Origin of the sequence: Vannielia litorea (assembly GCF_018424695.1) — a bacterium.
GTDB lineage: Bacteria > Pseudomonadota > Alphaproteobacteria > Rhodobacterales > Rhodobacteraceae > Vannielia > Vannielia litorea_A.
In genome coordinates this window covers 69808-90194 of the sequence record NZ_QTNQ01000005.1, presented here as the reverse complement: position 1 = coordinate 90194, position 20387 = coordinate 69808, and the positions used below count along the sequence as shown (strand labels likewise).

Sequence of the window (20387 nt, the reverse complement as noted above, 5' to 3'; positions counted from 1 at the left end):
TTTGAGAGTAATTAACCAACCCCCTGAAAACGCGAACAGAACCGCTCCGAAGCAATCGACAACCTGCGTGAAAGCTCATAGGTGACGCGAGGGATAATGAGGGGCGATCGCGGGCTGCCCGCCTGCGATCTGATTTTGTGAAGATGTTGGATACGGTGGAGAAGATCGTCGCCTGCCGCGACGTGGAAGAACTCTGGGCGACGCTGCGGTGTGCGATGGCTGACTTCGGGTTCCGCCGCCTTCTTTATGGCTTCACCAGTCATCGGTCCGGCCAGAACCTGGGCGACCACCAGGATATCACCATCCTGTCGACCTTCGATCCTGCCTACATGTCGCGCTTCCTCGATGAGCGGCTCTACTTCCATGCGCCGATGGTGCGCTGGGGCATCGATAACGTTGGTGCGCGGTCCTGGGACTGGATCCTGGAACGTGCGGAAGCCGGGTTGCTGAGCCCGGACGAGATGCGGCTCTTTGAGCTCAACACGAGCTTTGATCTTCTGGCGGGCGTGACGCTGAGCTTTCCGCAATCCAGCCTTCGGACCCGTGCGGGGATCGGGCTTGCGCCAGAGGCAGGCGTGGCGCAGGAGGCGGTCGACGTGATCTGGGCGCGCCACGGTCGGGAGATCTGGGCGATCAACAATGTTGCGCATCTGAAGATCACCACCCTGCCCCGCGTCAACGCACGCCGCCCGCTGACGGTGCGCCAGCGCGAGGTGCTCGAATGGGTTGGGGATGGCAAGACAACCGCTGACATTGCCCTGATCATGGGGCTGACGTCCGCCACCGTAGAGAAGCATTTGCGACTCGCGCGGGAGGCCCTTGGGGTGGAAACGACCGCTCAAGCGGTATTGAAAGCGAGCCTTCTGAACCAGATTTACCAGGTCGCGCCCGAAGGTTGAGCTCCGCCGGGACACCGCGACGTGACTGCGCGTGAAACTAGCGTGAAAAAATTCACGCTCCCGCCTCGCTCCGGTTTCTTTCCCCTGCGGTAGTTGGCACTTTGAAGCCGTTCCGTGAGTGGTGGCATTAGCCAAGGAACTCGTGGTTCGGGGCGGCCTCACTATACTGGGGAGTTCCGGCCACACCGGGAAACCGGACCGCTGGCCTGGGGGTGTATTTTCGCCTGCCAGGCCGGCACCCCGAAGCGGAAAGCCTGTCCTCATCCCCGAATGACCCGGCGCCCTCCGTTCGGTTTTGTGGCGCGATCCCTCCCAGGGGGTCGCGCCACGCACTTTTTCAGCAGCGCACGAAAAAGGCCGCCAAACATGCGTTCAGCGGCCCGTTTCGATTGTGTGGATACAGGCTTAGCCCTGCGCGGCCTTGGCGACCTCGGCGGCGAAGTCTTCGGTCTTCTTCTCGATGCCTTCACCCACTTCAAGGCGAACGAAGCCGACGATCTCGGCCCCGGCTTCCTTGGCAGCCTCGGCCACGGTCAGGTCGGGGTTAATGACGAAGGACTGGTTGAGAAGCGTGATCTCGGCGAGAAACTTCTTCATCCGGCCAACGATCATCTTCTCGATCACCTGCTCGGGCTTGCCGCTTTCGCGGGCGATGTCCATCTGAACCGCGCGCTCCTTCTCGACGACGTCCTGATCGAGCTCGTCTTCGTTCAGGGCCTGCGGGCGCGGGTCGGCGGCGGCAACGTGCATGGCCACCTGCTTGCCGAACTCCTCGCTGCCGCCCTTGAGCGCCACGAGAACGCCGATCTTGCCCATGCCGGGCGCAGCGGCGTTGTGGACGTAGGACACAACGGTTTCGCCTTCGATCTTCGCCATGCGGCGGATCGACATGTTCTCGCCGATGGTGGCGATCTTGTCGGTGATGACGGCTTCAACCGTCTTGCCGCCCATGTCGGCGGCCTTCAGCGCCTCGACGTCATCGACGCCGGTGGCTGCATCGGCGATGCCCGCAACCATCTCCTGGAACTCGGCGTTCTTGGCGACGAAGTCGGTTTCGGCGTTCACCTCGACGGCAACGCCCTTGCCACCCTCGACCTTGACGGCCACGAGGCCCTCGGCGGCGGTGCGGCCGGATTTCTTGGCGGCTTTGGCGAGGCCTTTGGTGCGCAGCCAATCAATGGCGGCTTCCATGTCGCCATCATTCTCGGTCAGCGCCTTCTTTGCGTCCATCATGCCGGCGCCGGTCTTGTCGCGCAGCTCTTTCACCAGTGCAGCGGTAATAGCCATGTCATGCTCCTTCGGGAGATCTTATTGCAATCGGTCCGGGCGGTTATGCACCGCCCGTTTATCGGTGTGATGACAGTCGGGCCGGGGCCGCCCCATGCGGGAATGCGGCCCCCTGCCCTTACCTGTTTCAGCTCTCGGCGGCTTCTTCGGCCGGGGCCTCGGCGGGGGTCTCTTCGGCGCCGCTTTCGGCGGCGAGCGCCTCTTCCACGGCGGCTTCCTCGAGGGCCCCGATGTCCACACCGGCGGCGCCCATCTGGGCGGTCATGCCGTCAAGCGCGGCGCGGGCGACGAGATCGCAATAGAGCGCGATGGCGCGGGCGGCGTCATCGTTGCCGGGGATGATGTAATCGACACCATCGGGCGAGCAGTTGGTGTCGACCACGGCCACAACCGGAATGCCGAGCTTCTTGGCCTCGTTGATGGCCAGGTCTTCCTTGTTCACATCGATGACGAAGAGCAGATCAGGCAGGCCGCCCATCTCGCGGATCCCGCCGAGCGAGGCCTGCAGTTTGGCCTGCTCGCGCTCCATGCCGAGACGTTCTTTCTTGGTGAGGCCCTCGAAGCCCATCGCCGACTGCTCGTCGATGTTTTTGAGGCGCTGGATCGACTGGGAGACGGTCTTCCAGTTGGTCAGCGTGCCACCGAGCCAGCGGTGGTTCATGTAGTACTGCGCGCATTTCTCGGCGGCTTCGGCGATCGGCCGGGCGGCCTGACGCTTGGTGCCGACGAAGAGGATGCGGCCGTTCTTGGCCACGGTCTCGCGCACGACGTTCAGCGCGGCGTCCAGCATCGGGACGGTCTGGGTCAGGTCGAGAATGTGAATGCCATTGCGGTCACCGTAGATGAACTCGCCCATGCGGGGGTTCCATCGCTGGGTCTGGTGACCAAAGTGAACGCCAGCTTCAAGCAGCTGACGCATGGAGAAATCAGGGAGCGCCATGTCCATATCCTTTTCCGGTTTGCGCCTCGGCGGGGTCATGAGGGCTATTGCCCAACCGGCGGACCTGTGCAGGATGTCTCCCTGCAAGGCCCAAACCCCGCCTGTGAAGTGAGGCAGCGCTTAGACCATTGCCGCACTGCGCGCAAGGGGCAAATGGAGGGTGACGGGAGCGCGCGGCACCCCTGCAAAACTTGACATTTTGCGCCATCGACGCCATATATGGCCCTACAAGGATCGCACAGGAGAGAGCAACGTGAGCAAAGAAGGCGTTCGGGACTAGTCTTAAGTGACTGACATTCTTGAAGTTGTCGCAGCCCTGCGTGCCGCTTGGGCTGCGTTTTTGTTTCCGGGCGCGGCAGAAGTTCACTGGTCTGTCTTCCTGGCCCCCGCCATCATCGGCTTTTCGGCCTGTGTTGCCCTCTGGGGCATAGCGCTTGCGCGCAAGACGGCGCGGGAGCGGGCGACGCTTGACCTCATCGAGAAAACGGAATCGACTGACCATTACCAGACAGCTGCGGCGCTCTTCCGCCAGTATCGCACGCGCGGCGCCCTTCTGGAACTGGCCGATCCCGGCGCCGATAAGGAGGCCGACCGGGCGGTTGTGCTGAACTTCCTGAACCACTACGAGCTGGTTTCCATCGGGATCGTGATGGGCTTTCTTGACCGGAAGGTCTATCGCGAGTGGATGTCGGGTGCGTTCATTCGGGATTGGAACGCGGCGCGCGAGTTCATACAACGCGAACGGTGGAAGTTTGATCCGGACAAGGGCGAGTGGGACTACAATGCGCGTGTCTTTCGTAATTTTCAGAAGATCGCCAAGCGGATCGGCGGGCGTGGAGCGCTGCCGCTCGACCGCGCGAGCTGGCCGGCGCCCGCTGCCCCTTCGGGCCCCGGAGATCTGCCCCTGCCAGAGCCTGAAGATGAATGACGCCTCGGGGCGGCGGGCATGAGCACGGCTATTCTCTGCATCGGCTCCGTGCTCTGGGACGTGATCGGCCGCACCCCGTCTTCCATGCGGCTGGGGGCGGATGTTCCGGGCCGCATCACCCGCATTCCCGGAGGCGTGGCGCTGAATATTGCCATGGCGCTCAGGCGCGCGGGGCTGGCGCCGGTCCTGCTCAGTTCGGTCGGGCGCGACGGGCCGGGGGACGAGCTGGTAGCGCGGTGCGATTTGCTGGGGCTGGAGACCGGCATGTTGCACCGCTCCGAGGATCTGCCGACCGATACCTATATGGCCATCGAGGGCGCAGGCGGGCTGGTGGCGGCGCTGGCCGATGCGCATTCGCTGGAGGCGGCGGGTGGCCGGATCCTGGCGCCGCTGCGTGACGGGCGGCTGGGGAGCGCCGAGGCCCCCTACCCCGGGCTCATCGCGCTGGACGGCAACCTGACCGAAACGCTTCTGGCCGAGATCGCGGAGAGCCCGCTGTTTTCCCGGGCCGACTTGCGGGTTGCGCCTGCGAGCCCTGGCAAGGCCGAGCGGCTGCTGCCCCTGTTGGGCCACGCCGGCACAACGCTTTACCTCAACCGCGAAGAGGCCGGGTTGCTGGCCCAAAGGCAGTTCGATGACGCGGAGAGTGCCGCCCGGGCGCTCGTCGCACGCGGCGCGGGCCGCGTTCTGGTCACGGACGGTGGCCGGGCCACCTGCGACGCCTGTGCCAATGAAGCCCACGTCTCCACTCCGCCGCCGGTGATGGTCGAGCGGGTGACCGGCGCGGGCGACACTTTTATGGCGGCCCATATTGCCGCCGAGGCCCAGGGCGACGAAAGGGCGGCAGCCCTTGCGCATGCCCAGTCCGTGACGGCGGCCTATGTTTCTGGAGAGACCCGACTGTGAAGATAAAGAAGACCGAAGAAGTTATTGACGCGCTGGCAGAAAGCCGCCCGGTTGTGGCGCTGGAAAGCACCATTATCACCCATGGCATGCCCTATCCGCAGAACGTTGAGACAGCGCGACAGGTTGAGGCCGACATTCGCGCCGCAGGGGCCGTACCGGCGACCATTGCTGTGATGAACGGCGACCTCTGCGCCGGGCTGACCGAGGCGCAGCTCGATGCGCTTGGGCAGGCCACTGGCGTGGCCAAGCTGTCACGCGCCGATATGGCCCATTGCTTGGCGACCGGCGGCACCGGCGCCACGACCGTGGCCGCAACAATGATCGGCGCGCGGCTGGCGGGCATCGAAGTGTTTGCCACCGGCGGCATCGGCGGGGTGCATCGCGGGGCGGAACTGAGCTTTGACATTTCGGCCGACCTCCAGGAGCTGGCAAAGACCCCGGTCAGCGTCGTTGCCGCCGGGGCCAAGGCCATCCTGGACATCAGCAAGACGCTGGAAGTGCTTGAAACTCTGGGCGTTCCGGTCATCACCATGGGCCAGAAGGACTTTCCGGCCTTCTGGTCGCGCAGCTCCGGCCTGCCCTCGCCCCTTTCGGCCGAACGTGCCTCAGAGGCGGCCCAGGCGCACGTCATGCGCGGCGAAATGGGGCTTGCGGGCGGGCAGCTTGTGGCAAACCCGATCCCCGTCGAGGCCGAGATTGCCGCGGAAGAGCTTGCCCCGGTGATCGCCGAGGCGCTGGCCGCAGCGGAGGCGGAAGGGATCGCCGCCAAGGCGGTGACGCCATTCTTGCTGGACCGGATATTCAAGGCCACCGAGGGCCGGTCCCTGACCGCAAATATCGCCCTCGTGCGCAACAATGCTCGGCTTGCTGCTGAACTCGCAGGCGAAATTGCCAAAATCCGCTCGCAAATGGCGCGTTAACCTTTAGCTTCCCTTGTTCAACCCTCCGCGCGCGCCTACTTCTGGTGCAACCGCCCAAGGAGTGCCCACCCCACGATGGCAAAGACGCCACCGCCGCATGAAAATCCGCTCGACCCGAAGCCCTACCGGCGCCCCGGCTGGCTTTCCGGTTTGCGATCATCGTTCTTTACCGGCCTTGTCGTGGTCGGCCCTGTTGCCGTTACCATCTGGCTGATCTGGACAGTAGTCGGCTGGGTCGACGGGGTGGTGATGCCCTTCGTTCCGGGGGCCTATCACCCCGAAACGCTGGTGAACCGCTTCTTCAACTGTGATGGCTGCGAGCCGATCCGGGTGAACATTCGGGGTATCGGCGTGGTCGTCTTCCTGCTCTTCACGGTGCTCGTGGGCTGGATGGCGAAGGGCTTCCTTGGCCGCAGTTTCCTGCGGTGGGCCGAAAGCCTCGTGGACCGGATGCCGGTTGTCCGCTCGATCTACAACGGGTTGAAGCAAATCGCCGAAACCGTGTTCGCCCAGACCGAGACGAACTTCGACAAGGCTTGCCTCGTTCAATACCCGCGCGAGGGGATCTGGGCGATTGCCTTCATCTCGACGAAGGCCAAGGGCGAGATCGCGGCAAAATCTCCTGTGGAGGACGAGATGGTTTCTGTCTTCCTTCCGACCACGCCCAACCCGACATCCGGCTTCCTGCTCTTCGTCCCGCGTGCCGATGTGATCGTGCTCGACATGACGGTGGAGGACGCCGCCAAGCTGGTGATCTCGGCGGGGCTCGTCTACCCGTCCGACAAGATCCCGGCCGCCATGCCGGGCGCTGCCCGTAAGGTGCAAGAACGCGAAAAGGAGAAGGGCGCGGCCTGAAGCCCTGCAGCTGCCCTCCTGCCTTCGTGCGGCGCATGATCTGCGCCAAATATGCGACATTACCGCCACATCTTGTAGCGCAGCCTATGGCTTCGCATTGCAGCAGCGCAGAATCGTCCTAAGTTGCCCATTGAGCAGGTAAAACTCAAAATAATGGGACAAACCCTATGAAACTCTTTTATGCAGGCCTCGTTTCCGTTGCCTTTTCTGGCGCCGCCTTTGCGGGCGGTCTCAACGAACCCATCATGGAACCGACCGTCACCGCTGATGCCGCCACTGCGCCTCAGGAGCCGCTTGTGAGCCGCGACGCCATTGCCGCCGACACCGCAGCGGCAGGCAGCCATGACATCATCGTGCCGATCACCGCGCTGATCCTCTTCGGAGCCGCTGTGGCGAAGTAAGCCGCAAGCTTTGAACAGAGGTTGAAGGCTGCCCGGGATCGACCGGGCGGCCCTTTTTTGGCTGGGTTCTTCTCAGACCGTACGCCCAAGCCCCTCGCCGTAGATGGCAGCGAGGTCGATCGAGCTTTCCTTGCCCACCTTCCCCGCATCCTTGTTGAGAAAACGTGCGGCGGCCCGGCGTCCGGCTTCCTTCAACTCGCTCAGAACATAGGGGTTGGGCACGGTCTTGGTGGCAACGGAGAGATCGTTCATCAGGTCGTCGTCCGAGATCATGTGCACCCGCACGTATTTCATCGCGCCTTCGGGGATGGTGCCGGAGTCGATCAGCCGCTGAACAAAGGCGATCGCGCGCAACTCACTCATCAGCGAGGCATTGAAGCTGATCTCATTGACACGGTTGGCGATGTCTTGCGGGGTTTGCGGCAGTTCTTCGCGCTCCAGCGGGTTGATGTTGATGATGATCACGTCATCGGGCAGATGCGCCGCATAGAGCGGAAACAGCGCCGGATTGCCGGTGTAGCCACCATCCCACCAGAACTCATCAGTCAGGGTGACCGGGTCTTTTGCCTCGACCGCGCGAAACAGCGTGGGCAGGCAGGCGGAGGCAAGGATGACTTCCGGCGTGATCTCTTCGCCGCGAAACACCCGGATGCGCCCGGTGCGCACGTTGGTCGCGGAAACGAAGAAATCTGGGCCCGTTGCGTGGCAGACGTGGGTGTAATCGAAGGTTTCGACCACCTTGCGCAGCGGGTTGTCGTAGAGCGGGCCGAAGCTGTAGGGCGAGGCCACGCGCGCTGCGGTTTCCTGCATCCAGTAGAGCGGCGAAAACTCGATGAGCTTGCTGACCAGCTCGGCAGGCGGCGCGAAGGGGGCGAGCCAATGGCTCATTGCCGTGTCAGGGATCGCGCCCATCTGTTCCCAGAGCCAGTCGAGGTTGGCACGGGCCATGCGGTTGCCCTCGTCTGGGTCGTCATCGGCGGCGCTGCGCACCAACCCGGCCTTCAGTGCAGCCCCGTTCACCGCCCCAGCGGAGGTGCCGGAGATCGCCGCCACCTCGAACTCTCCGGTTTCCAGCAGCCTGTCGAGCACGCCCCAGGTGAAGGCGCCGTGGGCCCCTCCCCCCTGAAGCGCGAGGTTGACGGCGATTTTCTTTTTCTTCGCCACGCCTTCAGCTCGCCGTCCAGCCGCCATCGGCGCTGATCGTTGTGCCGGTGATCTGTGCGGCATGGTCGGAGCAGAGAAAGACGGCGAGCCCGCCGAGCTGTTCGACGGTGACGAACTCCTTGGAGGGCTGTTTTTCGAGGATGACCTTCTCGACCACCTCATCCTCCTTCATCTTGTATTCCTTCGCCGTATCCGGGATTTGCGCCTCGACCAGCGGGGTGAGCACGTAGCCCGGGCAGATGGCGTTGGCGGTGATCGGCTCTTTCGCCGTCTCCAGCCCCACCGTCTTGGTCATGCCAACGATGCCGTGCTTGGCCGAGATATAGGCGCTCTTGTAGGGCGAGGCGCGCAACCCGTGGGCGGAGGCGATGTTGATGACCCGCCCCCAGCCCGCCTTGCGCATCATCGGCAGGGCGGCGGCGGTGGTGTGGAAAGCCGAGGTGAGGTTGATGGCGATGATTGCATCCCACTTCTCCACCGGAAACTCGTCAATCGGGGCGACATGCTGGATGCCGGCGTTGTTAACCAGGATGTCGCAGGCGCCGGCCTCTTCGATCAGCTTGCGGCACTCTTCGCCCTTGCTCATATCGGCCTTGATGTAGCGCGCCTCGACACCATGGGCCTTGGAGATCTCCTCGGCCAGCGCGTGATCTTCCTTGCGGTCGGTGAACGAGTTGAGCACCACGTTGGCGCCCGCCCCGGCGAGGGATCGCGCCACGCCCAGCCCGATTCCCGAGTTGGACCCGGTGATGACGGCGGTTTTGCCTTTGAGAGCCATCTCTCTTCTCCTTTGTGAAATGTTGTCGGTGCAGAGCATAGATGCTGCACCTGCAAAGGGAACGGCGAATGTCCTGCGTCGTTCCGGAGATGCGTCAGTTTGTCGAAGGTCAGAGCCGAGCGCCGACGGCGGCGGTGTTGAACGGCCGTCCCAAGACGTTGCCAGAGGGCGATTAACCAAGCGCGCCGCACTGAGCGACGGGGAATCACAGGTTGAGACACGCCAGAAACCGCCTTCGCGCATCTCTCGATATCCAGACAGCCCGAGCGGGCGCGCTTTTGCGGCGGACCGCAGCCAGCACGTGCTCACCAAGATGTGCCCAACCAGGCGTGTTCAGGCCGTCGATCTGGCCGCGAGAGGCGGCTATGCCGTCGTCAGGGGCGATGTTCAGGCCCTTCTGACTCGGGCAAAAAAAAGCGCCCGCACAAGGCGGGCGCAAGTTATTGAGGCAGGTTTCATACAGGCAAGAAACCTATCGAGCAGTGACCCCTTTATACGCGTTAAGGCGCGCAAGTCCAAGGTAAAAGTTTGAAAAGGCTGCACTCCGCCGGTAGGATTTGGGGCAAAGAAACAAGGGCAGACAGGGATTGTTGCCAATATGGGCTCGAATTTTTTCCAAACAGCTACGCGGGTTTGCGCCGCGGTCTTCGCGGTTTCCCTGGGGGGATTCGCCGGTGCGGAGCCAAAACACGGCATTGCGATGTATGGCGAGCCGTCACTTCCGCCCGATTACACCGCTTTGCCTTACGTCAATCCGGATGCGCCCAAGGGCGGCGAATACGTGCAGAGCGAGATCGGCAGCTTCGACTCCATGCACCCCTTCATCCTGAAGGGCCGCGCGCCCTGGGCCTGGCGGACATTCGGCTTCGAGAGCCTGATGGGCCGCAGCCAGGACGAGCCTTTCACCCTCTATGGCGTGCTTGCCGAGACGGTGGAAACCGGGCCGAACCGCGAGTGGGTGGAGTTTCACCTCCGGCCCGAGGCGCGCTTCAACGACGGCTCGCCGGTGACGGTGGAAGATGTGATGTGGTCTTACGAAACCCTCGGAACCCTCGGCCACCCGCGCTACCACACGGCCTGGAACAAGGTGGCGAAGATGGAGCAGGTCGGCGAGCGTGGCGTGCGCTTCACCTTCAACGAGCCAGACAACGAGCTGGCCCTCCTGATGGGCATGCGCCCGATTCTGAAGAAGGCGGACTGGGAAGGCATCGACTTCGAAGAGGCCTCGATGCGGGTGCCGGTCGGCTCCGGCCCCTACGTGATCGACAACATCGATCCGGGCCGCTCGATTACCCTCAAGCGCAACCCCGACTGGTGGGCGAAAGACCTGCCCTTCTATCGCGGCCAGCACAACTTCGACACGCTGCGCTACGAGTGGTTCGGCGATGGCGATGTGGCTTTCGAGGCCTTCCGTGCCGGTGAGCTCAGCTACAACCGCGAGAACAACGTCGCCAAGTGGAACAGCTCCTATGATTTCCCCGCGGTGCAGTCGGGCGACGTGGTGAAGGCGCTGATCCCGCATGAGCGGCCCTCGGGCATCACCGGGCTGGTGATGAACACTCGCAAGCCGCTGTTTGAAGACTGGCGCGTGCGCGAGGCGATGATCCTCGCCTTCAATTACGAGTTCATCTCCGACAAGCTGAACGACGGGGGCGATCCGCGCATATGCTCCTACTTCTGCAACTCCGAGCTGGCGATGGCGCCCGGGCCCGCGCAGGGCAAGGTGGCCGAGCTTCTTGCGCCATTCGCCGATGAGCTGCCACCGGGCACCATTGAAGGCTACAGCTTGCCGGAGGGGGACGGCTCCGTGCGCAACCGGGCCAATCTGCGCGCCGCGATGAACCTGCTGAACGAAGCGGGCTGGACGGTGGATGACGCGGGCGTTCTGCGCAACGCGGGCGGCGAGGCCTTTGCCTTCGAGATCCTGCTGCAAACCGGCGCGCCCCAGCCCGCAAACATCGCTGAGCTCTACGTGGAGGGCCTGAAGCGGCTTGGCATGCAGGTGACGATCGAGGCCATCGACAGGGCGCAGTACCGCGAGCGGACCGACAATTACGACTTCGAAATGACGTGGTACACTCGCCCCCTTTCCATGTCGCCCGGCAATGAGCAGACGCTCTACTGGGGCTCTGATGGCGTGACCGAGCCGGGCACGCGCAACTGGATGGGTATGAACTCCCCGGCCGCCGAAGCGATGATCCGCGCGATGCTGGAGACGGAAGACCGCGAGGTCTTCCTGGCCGCCGTTCGCGGGCTGGACAGGGTGCTGACGGCGGGGCGCTACGTGATCCCGATCTGGTATAGCCCGGAGGCCCGGCTCGCCTTCAAGAAAGAAATGAAATACAACGCCGACCACCTCCCCGCCTATGGCGATTGGGCCGGGTTCCTGCCCGATGTCTGGTGGTGGGAGGCGGAGTGATCCGCCCTGCCCTACTTGCGGCGCTGGTGAGCCTCATGGCCACGGTGGCGCAGGCGGAAACGGTTGAAATCCCCGGCCCGGAAGGCCCGCTTCAGGGCGAGCTGCTGCTCCCCGAGGGGGCGGCGCAGTCCGGCGTTGTGATCGTGCCCGGCTCCGGCCCGATTGACCGCGACGGCCGGTTTTCTACCGGACGCGGTGCGTTGACCTACCGGTTGCTGGCCGAAGCGCTTGCGGGCGAAGGGGTGGCGAGCCTGCGGATCGACAAGCGCGGGCTCTTCGGCAGCAAGGCCGCTATTGCCGACCCCGAAGCTGTGACGATCGAGGCCTATGGCGAGGATGTGGCCGGTTGGGCAGCAGCCCTCTCTTCACGCCTTGGGCAGGAGTGCGTGTGGTTGGCGGGGCATTCGGAAGGCGGGCTGGTTTCATTGGCGACCGCCTCGGCGGGGGCGCCGCACGTCTGCGGCCTGGTGCTTCTGGCTGCGCCGGGGCGACGGCTCTCCGTCATCCTGCGGGAGCAGTTGGCGCGCCAGCCCCAGGCCCGGGCCTATCACGAGGAGATGGAGCGCATCCTTTCCACGCTCGAGCGCGGCGAGCGGGTGGACATTGACAGCCTCAGCCCCGCGCTTCGACAGCCCTGGCGCGACAGCATCCAGGGCTTCCTGATCAACCTCTTTTCCAAGGATCCCGTGGCCCTTGCGCAAGCCTACCCAGGCCCGGTTCTGGTGATCCAGGGCGGACGGGATGTGCAGATTACCGAAGTGGATGCCAAGGCGCTTGCTCAAGCCGCGCCGGGTGCCAAGCTGCGCCTCTTCGCCCGCATGACCCACATGCTGAAGGATGACGTGGAAGGCGCCCCCTACGCGACCTATGAAGACCCGGATCTGCCGCTGACCGAAGGATTGGCCCGGAGCATCGCCCGCTTCATCTCGCAGACACGCCCCCTCGACCGTTAACGGCGCATTAAGCAGAGCTTCCTAGGCTTTCCCGAACAACCGCGAGGCGAATTGAAGGGAATCAGCAAATGCGATATGGTCCTGAAGACTTGGGAGGACAATCGATGGCCTGGAAACAGCTCTTCGAGAACTGGGCGGATGCCCTGCCGAAGATCGTTGATCTCTACCCGCATGTGGATGCGGTCGCGCTGCAAAGGTTTCGTGGCAATCGCACGCTCTTCGTGGCCTATCTTGCCGCCACGCATGACCTCACCCTGCGCGAAGCCAATGAGGGCGTGAATGACATGCTCTGGCGGTTCGGCACCCGCCGCGAGGCCCAGAAGCGCGCGGCCTGAGGCGGGCCCGCCCTTTCTGATTGCCGCTCACTCCAGCGACGTCACCCAGAGGATGGTGGCATCCTCATCGCTCATCGACACCACGTTATGCCCCATGGTGGCATCGTAGTAGGCGCTGTCGCCGCGCCGCAGCTCCACCGGCGCATAGAACTCCGTGTAGAGCTTGATCACACCGGTCAGCACATAGAGAAACTCTTCGCCGTCGTGGCGCACCCAGCCATCGAACTCCTCCATCCGCCGCGCGCGAATGCGGGCGCGGTAAGGCAGCATCTTTTTCTGGGTGAGCTGGCCCGCGAGCAGATCGTGCTCATATGTCGGGGTAAGCTGGTGTTCTCCCTCGCTGGCCTTGGTCACGGCCATCCGGCCATTCACGCGCGCATCGTTTGGCGGGGTAAAGAGCTGGGGAAGCGAAATCTTCAGCCCGTCCGCCAGCTTCTTCACCGCGTCGTAGGTGGGCGACATCTGGCCATTTTCGATCTTGGAGAGCGTCGAGCGAGCCAGGCCCGCCTGCCGTGCCGCCTGCTCCAGCGTCCAACCTTGGGCCGTGCGCAGGCTGCGCACCCGCTCGCCCAGATCGAGCGGCGCCGCCTCGGCCTGCTGGCCGCTCTCCCGCGCGATGCGGATCAGGCTCTTGGGGTCGTCTCCCATGAGGTGGCGGTTTACGGGGCGGCGCAAACCCTTGCAAGCACGGCGTTCCGGCGCTAGCAAAATGGGCATGAGCGCACCCTGCCCTTCCCCCTTCAACATGGCCGCCTATGTGCTTGACCCGGCGCAAGAAAACCCGTCCAAAACGGCGCTTGTCATTGCCGGGCTCTCGAAGGCGAAACGGTGGCGCTTCGGAGAGATCCGGGCCCATGTCTCGGCCATTGCCGCCGGTTTGCTGAAGCGCGGGTTGGAGCCCGGAGACAGGGTGCTTCTCCGGCTTGGCAATACGGTTGAGTTTCCTCTGGCCTACCTCGGCGCGATCTGGGCCGGCCTTGTTCCAGTGCCCACCTCTGCTGCGCTCACAGTGCCCGAGATCACGGCCATCGCCGCCGAGCTGCGCCCCGCACTGGTGATTGCAGGTGACGGCGTGCCCCTTCCCGAACATCCGGCCCCCGTTCTGACCGAGGCCGCGCTGCACGACATGCAGGGAGAGGCCCCGCCCGACATGGGAGACCCGGACCGCCTTGCCTACATCATCTACACGTCTGGCACCTCGGGCCGCCCGCGCGGTGTGATGCACGCCCACCGTGCCGTCTGGGCGCGGCGGATGATGTGGGACGGCTGGTATGCCCTGCGCGAGAACGACCGGCTGCTGCACGCGGGCGCCTTCAACTGGACTTACACGCTCGGCACCGGCCTGATGGACCCCTGGGCGCGGGGCGCCACCGCCGTGATCCCGGCGCCGGGCACCGAGCCACGCCAGCTTCCGCTGCTGATGGGCCGCCATGATGCCACGCTTTTTGCCGCCGCACCGGGGGTTTACCGGCAGATGTTGAGGCACCACGAGCGGCTTGCCACCCCCAAACTGCGCCACGGCCTCTCTGCCGGAGAGAAGCTGCCCGCCGCGCTGCGTGAGGCCTGGGCCGCCGCGACGGGCACCGAGGTTTACGAGGCGCTCGGCATGTCGGAGTGCTCTACCTACGTTTCCGCCAACCCGGCCCGCCTCGCGCCGGAAGGGGCCACCGGCTATCCACAGCCCGGGCGGCGTATTCGGGTGGGGCCGCAAGGCGAGCTTGCGATCCATCGCAGCGATCCGGGCCTGATGCTGGGCTACCTGGACGCACCGGAAGAGACGGCAGCCCGCTACGAGGGCGACTGGTTTCTGACCGGCGACACGGTGGCCGAGGGGCCGGACGGGGCGATTACCTATCTCGGGCGCAATGACGACATGATGAACGCTGGCGGCTATCGGGTGTCTCCGCTGGAGGTGGAAGCGGCGCTTGCGGCACACCCCGACATCAGCGCAGCGGCGGCGGTAGAGCATGAGGTGAAGCCCGGCACCACTGTCATAAAGTGCTTCTACGTCGCCCCGGAAGATATTGATGAAGAATCTCTTTTCGCCTTCTCCGCGGCGCGCCTCGCGCGCTACAAATGCCCCCGGATCTTCACGCGCATCGACAGATTGCCGGCGAATGCCAACGGCAAGATCAACCGCACCCTCCTGCGCAATCGCCCGCCGGACTCTGCGTAGACGCACGGCATTGCCCCTTCCCCCCGTCGCGCGGGCGTGACACATGGAGGCATGATCAAGCTCGATATCTTCTCCGACCCGATCTGCCCCTGGTGCTTCATCGGCAAGACGCTGCTCGACAAGGCGCTCGACGAGGCGCCCTCGAACCCCTTTACGATCGAGTACCACCCGTTCCAGCTGAACCCCGATATGCCGAAGGGCGGCATGGACCGGCGTACGTATCTGGAAACCAAGTTCGGCGGCAAGAAAGAGGCTCTGGAGGTTTACGGACGTATCGCCGAGGCTGCGGAAGCGGCCGGGCTGTTGCTGAACCTTGAGGCCATCGAGCGCACGCCCAACACGTTGGATGCACATCGAGTCATCCATTGGGCGGGGCTTGAACAGCGGCAACTCCCCGTGGTTTCAATGCTTTTCGATGCTTACTTCATGCAGGGGCGTGACATCGAGGATCACGAAGTTCTGGCAGATATCGCAGACAGCGCCGGATGTGACGCTGCGGTGATCCAGCGACTTCTGGCTTCGGATTCCGATTCTGACGACATCCGCGCCCGCGATGCCCACGCCCGCGAACGCGGGGTTACGGGCGTGCCGACGCATATCATCGCGGGCCAGCATGTGGTGCCAGGCTGCCAACAGCCTGAGCTGTGGCGCAAGCTCATCGACGAGATCAACGGGCAGATCGGGCCCGTCCAATGAGCTTGGCCGAGGGCGCGCGGCCTGAGCGCAGGCTCAGGCGCACCGAGTTTACGGCCCTCATGGCGATGCTCTTCGCAACCATCGCCTTCTCGACCGACGCGATGCTGCCGGCGATGCCGACCATTGTGGCGGAGCTGACGCCGGACGCGCCCAACCGCGCCCAGCTCATCATTACCTTCTTCATGCTTGGCATGGGCATTGGCACGCTTCTCACCGGCCCCCTCTCTGACGCCTACGGCCGCAAACCCACGGTCTTGGCCTGCGCCGGGCTCTACATCGGAGGCGCGCTGCTGGCCTGGGTTGCCCCTTCGCTGGAGCTCTTGCTTGCCGCCCGTGTCATCCAGGGGCTTGGCGCCGCCGGGCCGCGGATCGTCGGCCTCGCCATTGTCCGCGATCAATATGCAGGCCGCGAGATGGCCAAGTTGGTGAGCTTCATATTCCTTGTCTTCTCGCTCTTTCCCGCAGTTGCCCCGCTGATCGGGGAAGGTGTGATCACGCTCTTTGGCTGGCGTTCGATCTTCCTTCTGTTCGTGCTTTTCATCGGGGTGTCCTCGCTCTGGCTGATGGTCCGCCAGCCAGAAACACTGCCACGTGAAGCACGCGTGCCGTTTCGGCTGGGGCCGCTCTGGGCGAATGTGCGGCTTGTAGTGTCCAACTGGACGGTGCGCTTTACCATCGCCGTGCAAATCTTTATTTTTGCTCAACTTCTGACGATCATCTCAACCACTCAGCCGGTGTTTGACGAGGTCTTCGGCAAGGGTGACAGTTTTGCGCTCTGGTTTGCGGTCATTGCGCTTTGCGCCAGCACCTCCAGCTTCTTGAACGCGCGGTTTGTCATGACGGTGGGGATGCGCGGCATGGTGATCCGGGCCTTGGTGTGCGTATCGCTCATCAGCCTCTCCGCGCTTGTGATCACGCAGTTCACGCCCCACGCCTCCACGGCGCATTTCATCACCTATGTAATCTGGGTTATTACCATATTCTACCAGATGGGCCTGACGATGGGGAACCTGAACGCGCTGGCCCTGGAGCCCATGGGGCGGTTGGCGGGCACGGCCACATCGGTGATCGGGGCGATCTCAACGGCGCTTGCAGTTGTTGTCGGCACACCCATCGGACAGTTCTTCGACGGCACCACCACCCCGATCATCCTTGGGTGCTTTATCAGCGGGGCCATCGCCCTGGCCCTCATGCTCTGGATGGGACGGCCGGAAGAGCAAGCCTGACCAAGGGCCTACTTGGCCTGCTTCACCTTCTCTGCGAGATCGCGGGCAATCGCGAAAGCGCCTTTGATCTTGTCTGAGGCCTTGGCCCAGTCGCGGCGCACCACCAGCTTGTTGTCGCGGATCTTGGCAAGGCCCTTTTGGGCCTGAATGTACTCCACAAGGCCACCGGGGTTGGCGAACTTGTCATTATGGAACTGCACGGTTCCGCCCTTGGGGCCACCATCGAGCTTGGCGATGCCCGCGCGTTTGCACATCGCCTTGATGCGGACGATGAGCATGAGGGTGTTCACCTCTTTGGGCAGCGGGCCGAAGCGGTCGATCAGCTCGGCGGCGAAGCCCTCCAGCTCTACCTTGGTGGTCAGTGAAGAGAGCCGCCGGTAGAGCCCGAGGCGCACATCAAGATCGGGCACGTAAGCTTCTGGAATGAGGACAGGAACGCCAAGGTTGATCTGGGGCGCCCATTGCCCGTCATCATCCAGCAGGCCTTCGGTCTCGCCGGATTTGATCTTTGAAATCGCGTCTTCCAGCATCGACTGGTAAAGCTCGTAGCCGACCTCTTTCACATGGCCCGACTGCTCCTCACCCACAAGGTTGCCCGCGCCGCGAATGTCGAGATCCTGGCTGGCCAGGGTGAAGCCCGCGCCGAGGCTGTCGAGGCTGCCCAGAACCCGCAGGCGCTTCTCTGCGCTGTCGGTCAGCGGAATGCGCGGGCGGGTGGTAAGATAGGCGTAAGCCCGCGTCTTGGCACGGCCCACCCGTCCCCGGATCTGGTAGAGCTGGGCGAGGCCAAACATGTCGGCGCGATGCACGATCATGGTGTTGGCGGTGGGGATATCGAGGCCGCTTTCAACAATCGTTGTCGCCAGCAGGATGCCGAACTTGCCGTCATAAAAGGCGTTCATCTTGTCATCCAGCTCGCCCGCCGCCATCTGGCCGTGGGCAACCACGTAGCTGACTTCGGGCACCTGCTCTTTCAGGAACTCCTCGATCTCGGGCAGATCCTTGATGCGCGGCACCACGTAAAAGCTTTGTCCGCCCCGGTAATGCTCGCGCAGCAGCGCTTCGCGCACCGTCACCGGATCGAACTCGCTGACATAGGTGCGAATGGCCAGCCGGTCGACCGGCGGCGTGCCGATAATCGAAAGATCCCGGACACCTGTGAGCGAAAGTTGAAGTGTGCGCGGGATCGGCGTGGCCGTCAGGGTCAGCACATGAATATCGGAGCGCATCTCTTTCAGCCGCTCCTTGTGGCCAACGCCGAAGTGCTGCTCTTCGTCGATGATCAGCAAGCCCAACTCCTTGAACCGAATGGTCTTGGCCAGCACCGCATGGGTGCCAATCACGATATCAACCGTGCCATCGGCCAGCCCCTTGCGGGTGTCGGTGGCCTCTTTGGCGGGCACGAAGCGCGACAGCTGGCGCACCTTCAGCGGAAAGCCCTTGAACCGCTCCTTGAAGCCCTGCGCATGCTGGCGGGCGAGCAGCGTGGTCGGGGCGATCACCGCCACCTGCTTGCCCTGCATTGCCGCCACGAAGGCGGCGCGCATCGCCACCTCGGTCTTGCCAAAGCCGACATCGCCGCAAATCAGCCTGTCCATCGGGCGGCCCGCTTCAAGGTCTTCGATGACTTCGGAGATGGCTTTCAGCTGGTCGTCGGTCTCGGTGTAGGGGAAGCGGGCCGAAAACTCCTCCCAGGCGTGGGGCACCGGCTCCAGCACCGGCGCCTTGCGCAGCATCCGTTCGGCGGCGGTGCGCATCAGCTTCTCGGCGGCGATGCGGATGCGCTCTTTCAGTCGCGCCTTCTTGGCCTGCCAGGCGCCACCGCCGAGCTTGTCGAGCAGGCCTTCCTCATGGCCGTAGCGCGAGAGCAGCTCGATGTTCTCGACCGGCAGGTAGAGCCGCGCCTTCTCGGCATACTCGAGGTGGATCATCTCGTGATCCGCTCCGAGCGCGTTGACCACCTCCAGCCCCATGTAGCGGCCCACCCCGTGATCGACGTGCACGATCAGGTCGCCCGGGCTAAGGCTTTGCGCCTCGGTCAGGAAGTTTTCGGCCCGGCGCTTGCGCTTGGGCGCACGGATCAGCCTGTCGCCCAGCACGTCCTGCTCGGAAATCACCGTGAGGCCGGGTTCGGTGAAGCCATGTTCCAGCGCCCAGATGGCGAGGTAGACGCCGCCCCTGCCTTCGGGCACATCGCGCCAGTCGGTGATGGGCGTCGCCCCCTCCAGCCCCTCGTCGGCCATGAGGCCCGAAAGCCGCTCGCGCGCGCCCTCGGAATAGGAGGCGATCACCACCTGCCCCTGCCGGCGCTGCGCTTCAACATGATCCCTCAAGGCCCCAAAAAGGCTGATGGATTCCTGCTGACGCTCCGGGCTGAAATTGCGCCCGATCCGCCCGCCCGCGTCCAGCACGCCCGGGCCCGTACCCTGCGGCAGCGGCGAAAGCTGGATAACGCGCCGCCCCTGCATTGCCGCCTCCCAGGCGGCATCGTCGAGATAGAGGCCCGAGGGTGCCGCCGCCTTGTAGCTGCCGCCCATCCGCGCCTTCGAGCTGGCCGCCTCGCGCCGGTTATCGTAGCTGTCCACGATCCCTTCCCAGCGCGACAGGCGGGCAGGCGTGAACTGGTCATCCAGCATCACCGCCGCATCTGGCAGGTAGGTGAAGAGTGTGTCGAGGCGCTCGTGGAAGAGCGGCAACCAGTGCTCGAAGCCCGCGTGCTTGCGGCCCGCGCTCACCGCCTCGTAGAGCGGGTCATCGGAGCCCGCCGCGCCAAACTCGATCCGGTAGTTCTGGCGAAACCGGGTGATGGAGGCCTCGTCGAGCACCACTTCGGAGGCTGGTGAAAGCTCGATCCGGTCCAGTTTCTCGGTGGTGCGCTGGGTGGCCGGATCAAACCGCCGTGCGCCGTCGAGAATGTCGCCAAAGAGGTCCAGCCGCACCGGGCCGCCGTCGCCGGGCGGGAAGATATCTATGATGCCACCGCGCACGGCAAAATCGCCTGGCTCCATCACCGTGGGCGCCTGGGAGAAGCCCATGCGTACCAGGAAATCACGCAGCGCCTGCTCGTCCACGCGCTCGCCCACCACAGCCACGAAGCTCGATGCGGCCACGAGATCGCGGGCAGGCACGCGCTGGGTGGCGGCGTTGAGCGTGGTCAGCAGCACGAAGCGGCCCGAGATGCCACTTGCGAGTGCCGAAAGCGTCGCCATCCGGCGGGCGGAGATGTCAGGGTTGGGCGAAACGCGGTCGTAGGGCAGGCAGTCCCAGCCGGGAAACTCGATCACCGGCACATTGGGCGCGAAGAAGGCCAGCGCGGCCCGCATTTCGGTCAGACGCTTGTCATCCCGGGCGCAATGGACAACGGGCGCGCCGCGCTCCAGCTCGCGGGCGATCAGCAGCGCGTCAAGTCCCTCGGGGGCGCCGCCCAGTGTTATGCGCGTCGTGTCACTCATCAGGAGGCTCCAACTACCCCGCTGTCGCGTGAAGTCAACCTGCCCTCACCTG

The 20387-nt window shown here is 64.2% G+C and carries 18 protein-coding genes; 12 read left to right on the top strand and 6 right to left on the bottom strand.

From position 1 onward, the window contains the following. Positions 1-143 precede the first annotated feature (143 nt). On the top strand, positions 144-899 hold the full coding sequence (locus DYI42_RS03495; protein WP_213544531.1) for a LuxR family transcriptional regulator: 756 nt from the start codon (positions 144-146) through the stop codon (positions 897-899). 405 nt (positions 900-1304) lie between these two features. Here DYI42_RS03495 and tsf read toward each other — a convergent pair whose 3' ends face one another. Further along, a complete protein-coding gene (gene tsf / locus DYI42_RS03490; protein WP_213544530.1) occupies positions 1305-2186 on the bottom strand; it encodes a translation elongation factor Ts in 882 nt (293 codons plus the stop codon). Positions 2187-2313: 127 nt separating this feature from the next. Further along, entirely contained in the window at positions 2314-3126 is an 813-nt protein-coding gene (gene rpsB, locus DYI42_RS03485) for a 30S ribosomal protein S2 (protein WP_213544529.1), read from the bottom strand. Positions 3127-3412: 286 nt separating this feature from the next. Here rpsB and DYI42_RS03480 point away from each other — a divergent pair, with 286 nt between their 5' ends. The 5 genes from DYI42_RS03480 to DYI42_RS03460 all read left to right on the top strand — a co-directional run bounded on the left by DYI42_RS03480 (position 3413) and on the right by DYI42_RS03460 (position 7136). After that, on the top strand, positions 3413-4054 hold the full coding sequence (locus DYI42_RS03480; RefSeq protein WP_213544528.1) for a DUF4760 domain-containing protein: 642 nt from the start codon (positions 3413-3415) through the stop codon (positions 4052-4054). 18 nt (positions 4055-4072) lie between these two features. Continuing rightward, the gene (locus DYI42_RS03475) at positions 4073-4960 is read left to right on the top strand and encodes a PfkB family carbohydrate kinase (RefSeq protein ID WP_213544527.1); all 888 of its coding nucleotides are present in this window, start codon (positions 4073-4075) and stop codon (positions 4958-4960) included. Then, a complete protein-coding gene (locus DYI42_RS03470) occupies positions 4957-5880 on the top strand; it encodes a pseudouridine-5'-phosphate glycosidase (RefSeq protein ID WP_213544526.1) in 924 nt (307 codons plus the stop codon). The genes DYI42_RS03475 and DYI42_RS03470 overlap by 4 nt, the downstream gene beginning before the upstream one ends. A 75-nt stretch (positions 5881-5955) precedes the next feature. Further along, entirely contained in the window at positions 5956-6735 is a 780-nt protein-coding gene (locus DYI42_RS03465) for a DUF502 domain-containing protein (RefSeq protein WP_213544525.1), read from the top strand. A 167-nt stretch (positions 6736-6902) separates the two neighbouring features. Continuing rightward, positions 6903-7136, top strand: a complete 234-nt coding sequence (locus tag DYI42_RS03460) for a hypothetical protein (RefSeq protein WP_213544524.1) — start codon at positions 6903-6905, stop codon at positions 7134-7136. Positions 7137-7208: 72 nt separating this feature from the next. Here DYI42_RS03460 and DYI42_RS03455 read toward each other — a convergent pair whose 3' ends face one another. Both DYI42_RS03455 and DYI42_RS03450 read right to left on the bottom strand, forming a co-directional pair. Continuing rightward, a complete protein-coding gene (locus DYI42_RS03455) occupies positions 7209-8327 on the bottom strand; it encodes a patatin-like phospholipase family protein (RefSeq protein ID WP_213544523.1) in 1119 nt (372 codons plus the stop codon). Next, positions 8305-9078, bottom strand: a complete 774-nt coding sequence (locus tag DYI42_RS03450) for a 3-hydroxybutyrate dehydrogenase (protein ID WP_213544522.1) — start codon at positions 9076-9078, stop codon at positions 8305-8307. Before DYI42_RS03450 ends, DYI42_RS03455 begins: the two co-directional genes overlap by 23 nt. A 598-nt stretch (positions 9079-9676) precedes the next feature. Here DYI42_RS03450 and DYI42_RS03445 point away from each other — a divergent pair. From DYI42_RS03445 to DYI42_RS03435, 3 genes are all read left to right on the top strand, one after another. Beyond that, complete coding sequence (locus DYI42_RS03445) at positions 9677-11497, top strand: extracellular solute-binding protein (RefSeq protein ID WP_213544521.1); 1821 nt, start codon at positions 9677-9679, stop codon at positions 11495-11497. After that, entirely contained in the window at positions 11494-12450 is a 957-nt protein-coding gene (locus DYI42_RS03440; RefSeq protein WP_213544520.1) for an alpha/beta hydrolase, read from the top strand. Before DYI42_RS03445 ends, DYI42_RS03440 begins: the two co-directional genes overlap by 4 nt. Before the next feature lie 104 nt (positions 12451-12554). Then, complete coding sequence (locus tag DYI42_RS03435; protein ID WP_213544519.1) at positions 12555-12785, top strand: hypothetical protein; 231 nt, start codon at positions 12555-12557, stop codon at positions 12783-12785. A gap of 27 nt (positions 12786-12812) precedes the next feature. Here the strand turns inward: DYI42_RS03435 and DYI42_RS03430 are convergent, their stop codons facing one another. After that, complete coding sequence (locus tag DYI42_RS03430; RefSeq protein ID WP_213544518.1) at positions 12813-13433, bottom strand: helix-turn-helix domain-containing protein; 621 nt, start codon at positions 13431-13433, stop codon at positions 12813-12815. 61 nt (positions 13434-13494) lie between these two features. On the opposite strand from DYI42_RS03430, the gene DYI42_RS03425 reads away from it, so the two are divergent. The 3 genes from DYI42_RS03425 to DYI42_RS03415 are packed head-to-tail and all read left to right on the top strand — an operon-like array spanning position 13495 to position 16883. Beyond that, the gene (locus DYI42_RS03425) at positions 13495-14961 is read left to right on the top strand and encodes a class I adenylate-forming enzyme family protein (protein WP_213544517.1); all 1467 of its coding nucleotides are present in this window, start codon (positions 13495-13497) and stop codon (positions 14959-14961) included. 51 nt (positions 14962-15012) lie between these two features. Continuing rightward, positions 15013-15657: a DsbA family oxidoreductase gene (locus DYI42_RS03420; RefSeq protein WP_213544516.1), complete on the top strand. Its 645-nt coding sequence runs from the start codon at positions 15013-15015 to the stop codon at positions 15655-15657. Then, positions 15654-16883, top strand: a complete 1230-nt coding sequence (locus DYI42_RS03415; protein WP_213544515.1) for a multidrug effflux MFS transporter — start codon at positions 15654-15656, stop codon at positions 16881-16883. The genes DYI42_RS03420 and DYI42_RS03415 overlap by 4 nt, the downstream gene beginning before the upstream one ends. Before the next feature lie 8 nt (positions 16884-16891). Here the strand turns inward: DYI42_RS03415 and mfd are convergent, their stop codons facing one another. Beyond that, positions 16892-20335 (bottom strand): transcription-repair coupling factor, encoded by a 3444-nt coding sequence (gene mfd / locus DYI42_RS03410; RefSeq protein WP_213544514.1) that lies wholly within the window; start codon positions 20333-20335, stop codon positions 16892-16894. Between the last annotated feature and the right edge of the window lie 52 nt (positions 20336-20387).

Bases quoted from the DNA above. Each gene is read 5' to 3' on its own strand.
- DYI42_RS03415 (WP_213544515.1), top strand. From the start codon at position 15,654: ATGAGCTTGGCCGAGGGCGCGCGGCCTGAGCGCAGGCTCAGGCGCACC.
- tsf (WP_213544530.1), bottom strand. From the start codon at position 2,186: ATGGCTATTACCGCTGCACTGGTGAAAGAGCTGCGCGACAAGACCGGC.
- DYI42_RS03465 (WP_213544525.1), top strand. From the start codon at position 5,956: ATGGCAAAGACGCCACCGCCGCATGAAAATCCGCTCGACCCGAAGCCC.
- DYI42_RS03450 (WP_213544522.1), bottom strand. From the start codon at position 9,078: ATGGCTCTCAAAGGCAAAACCGCCGTCATCACCGGGTCCAACTCGGGA.
- DYI42_RS03495 (WP_213544531.1), top strand. From the start codon at position 144: ATGTTGGATACGGTGGAGAAGATCGTCGCCTGCCGCGACGTGGAAGAA.
- rpsB (WP_213544529.1), bottom strand. From the start codon at position 3,126: ATGGCGCTCCCTGATTTCTCCATGCGTCAGCTGCTTGAAGCTGGCGTT.
- DYI42_RS03445 (WP_213544521.1), top strand. From the start codon at position 9,677: ATGGGCTCGAATTTTTTCCAAACAGCTACGCGGGTTTGCGCCGCGGTC.
- DYI42_RS03435 (WP_213544519.1), top strand. From the start codon at position 12,555: ATGGCCTGGAAACAGCTCTTCGAGAACTGGGCGGATGCCCTGCCGAAG.
- DYI42_RS03475 (WP_213544527.1), top strand. From the start codon at position 4,073: ATGAGCACGGCTATTCTCTGCATCGGCTCCGTGCTCTGGGACGTGATC.
- DYI42_RS03430 (WP_213544518.1), bottom strand. From the start codon at position 13,433: ATGGGAGACGACCCCAAGAGCCTGATCCGCATCGCGCGGGAGAGCGGC.
- DYI42_RS03460 (WP_213544524.1), top strand. From the start codon at position 6,903: ATGAAACTCTTTTATGCAGGCCTCGTTTCCGTTGCCTTTTCTGGCGCC.
- DYI42_RS03425 (WP_213544517.1), top strand. From the start codon at position 13,495: ATGGGCATGAGCGCACCCTGCCCTTCCCCCTTCAACATGGCCGCCTAT.
- DYI42_RS03455 (WP_213544523.1), bottom strand. From the start codon at position 8,327: ATGGCGGCTGGACGGCGAGCTGAAGGCGTGGCGAAGAAAAAGAAAATC.
- DYI42_RS03420 (WP_213544516.1), top strand. From the start codon at position 15,013: ATGATCAAGCTCGATATCTTCTCCGACCCGATCTGCCCCTGGTGCTTC.
- mfd (WP_213544514.1), bottom strand. From the start codon at position 20,335: ATGAGTGACACGACGCGCATAACACTGGGCGGCGCCCCCGAGGGACTT.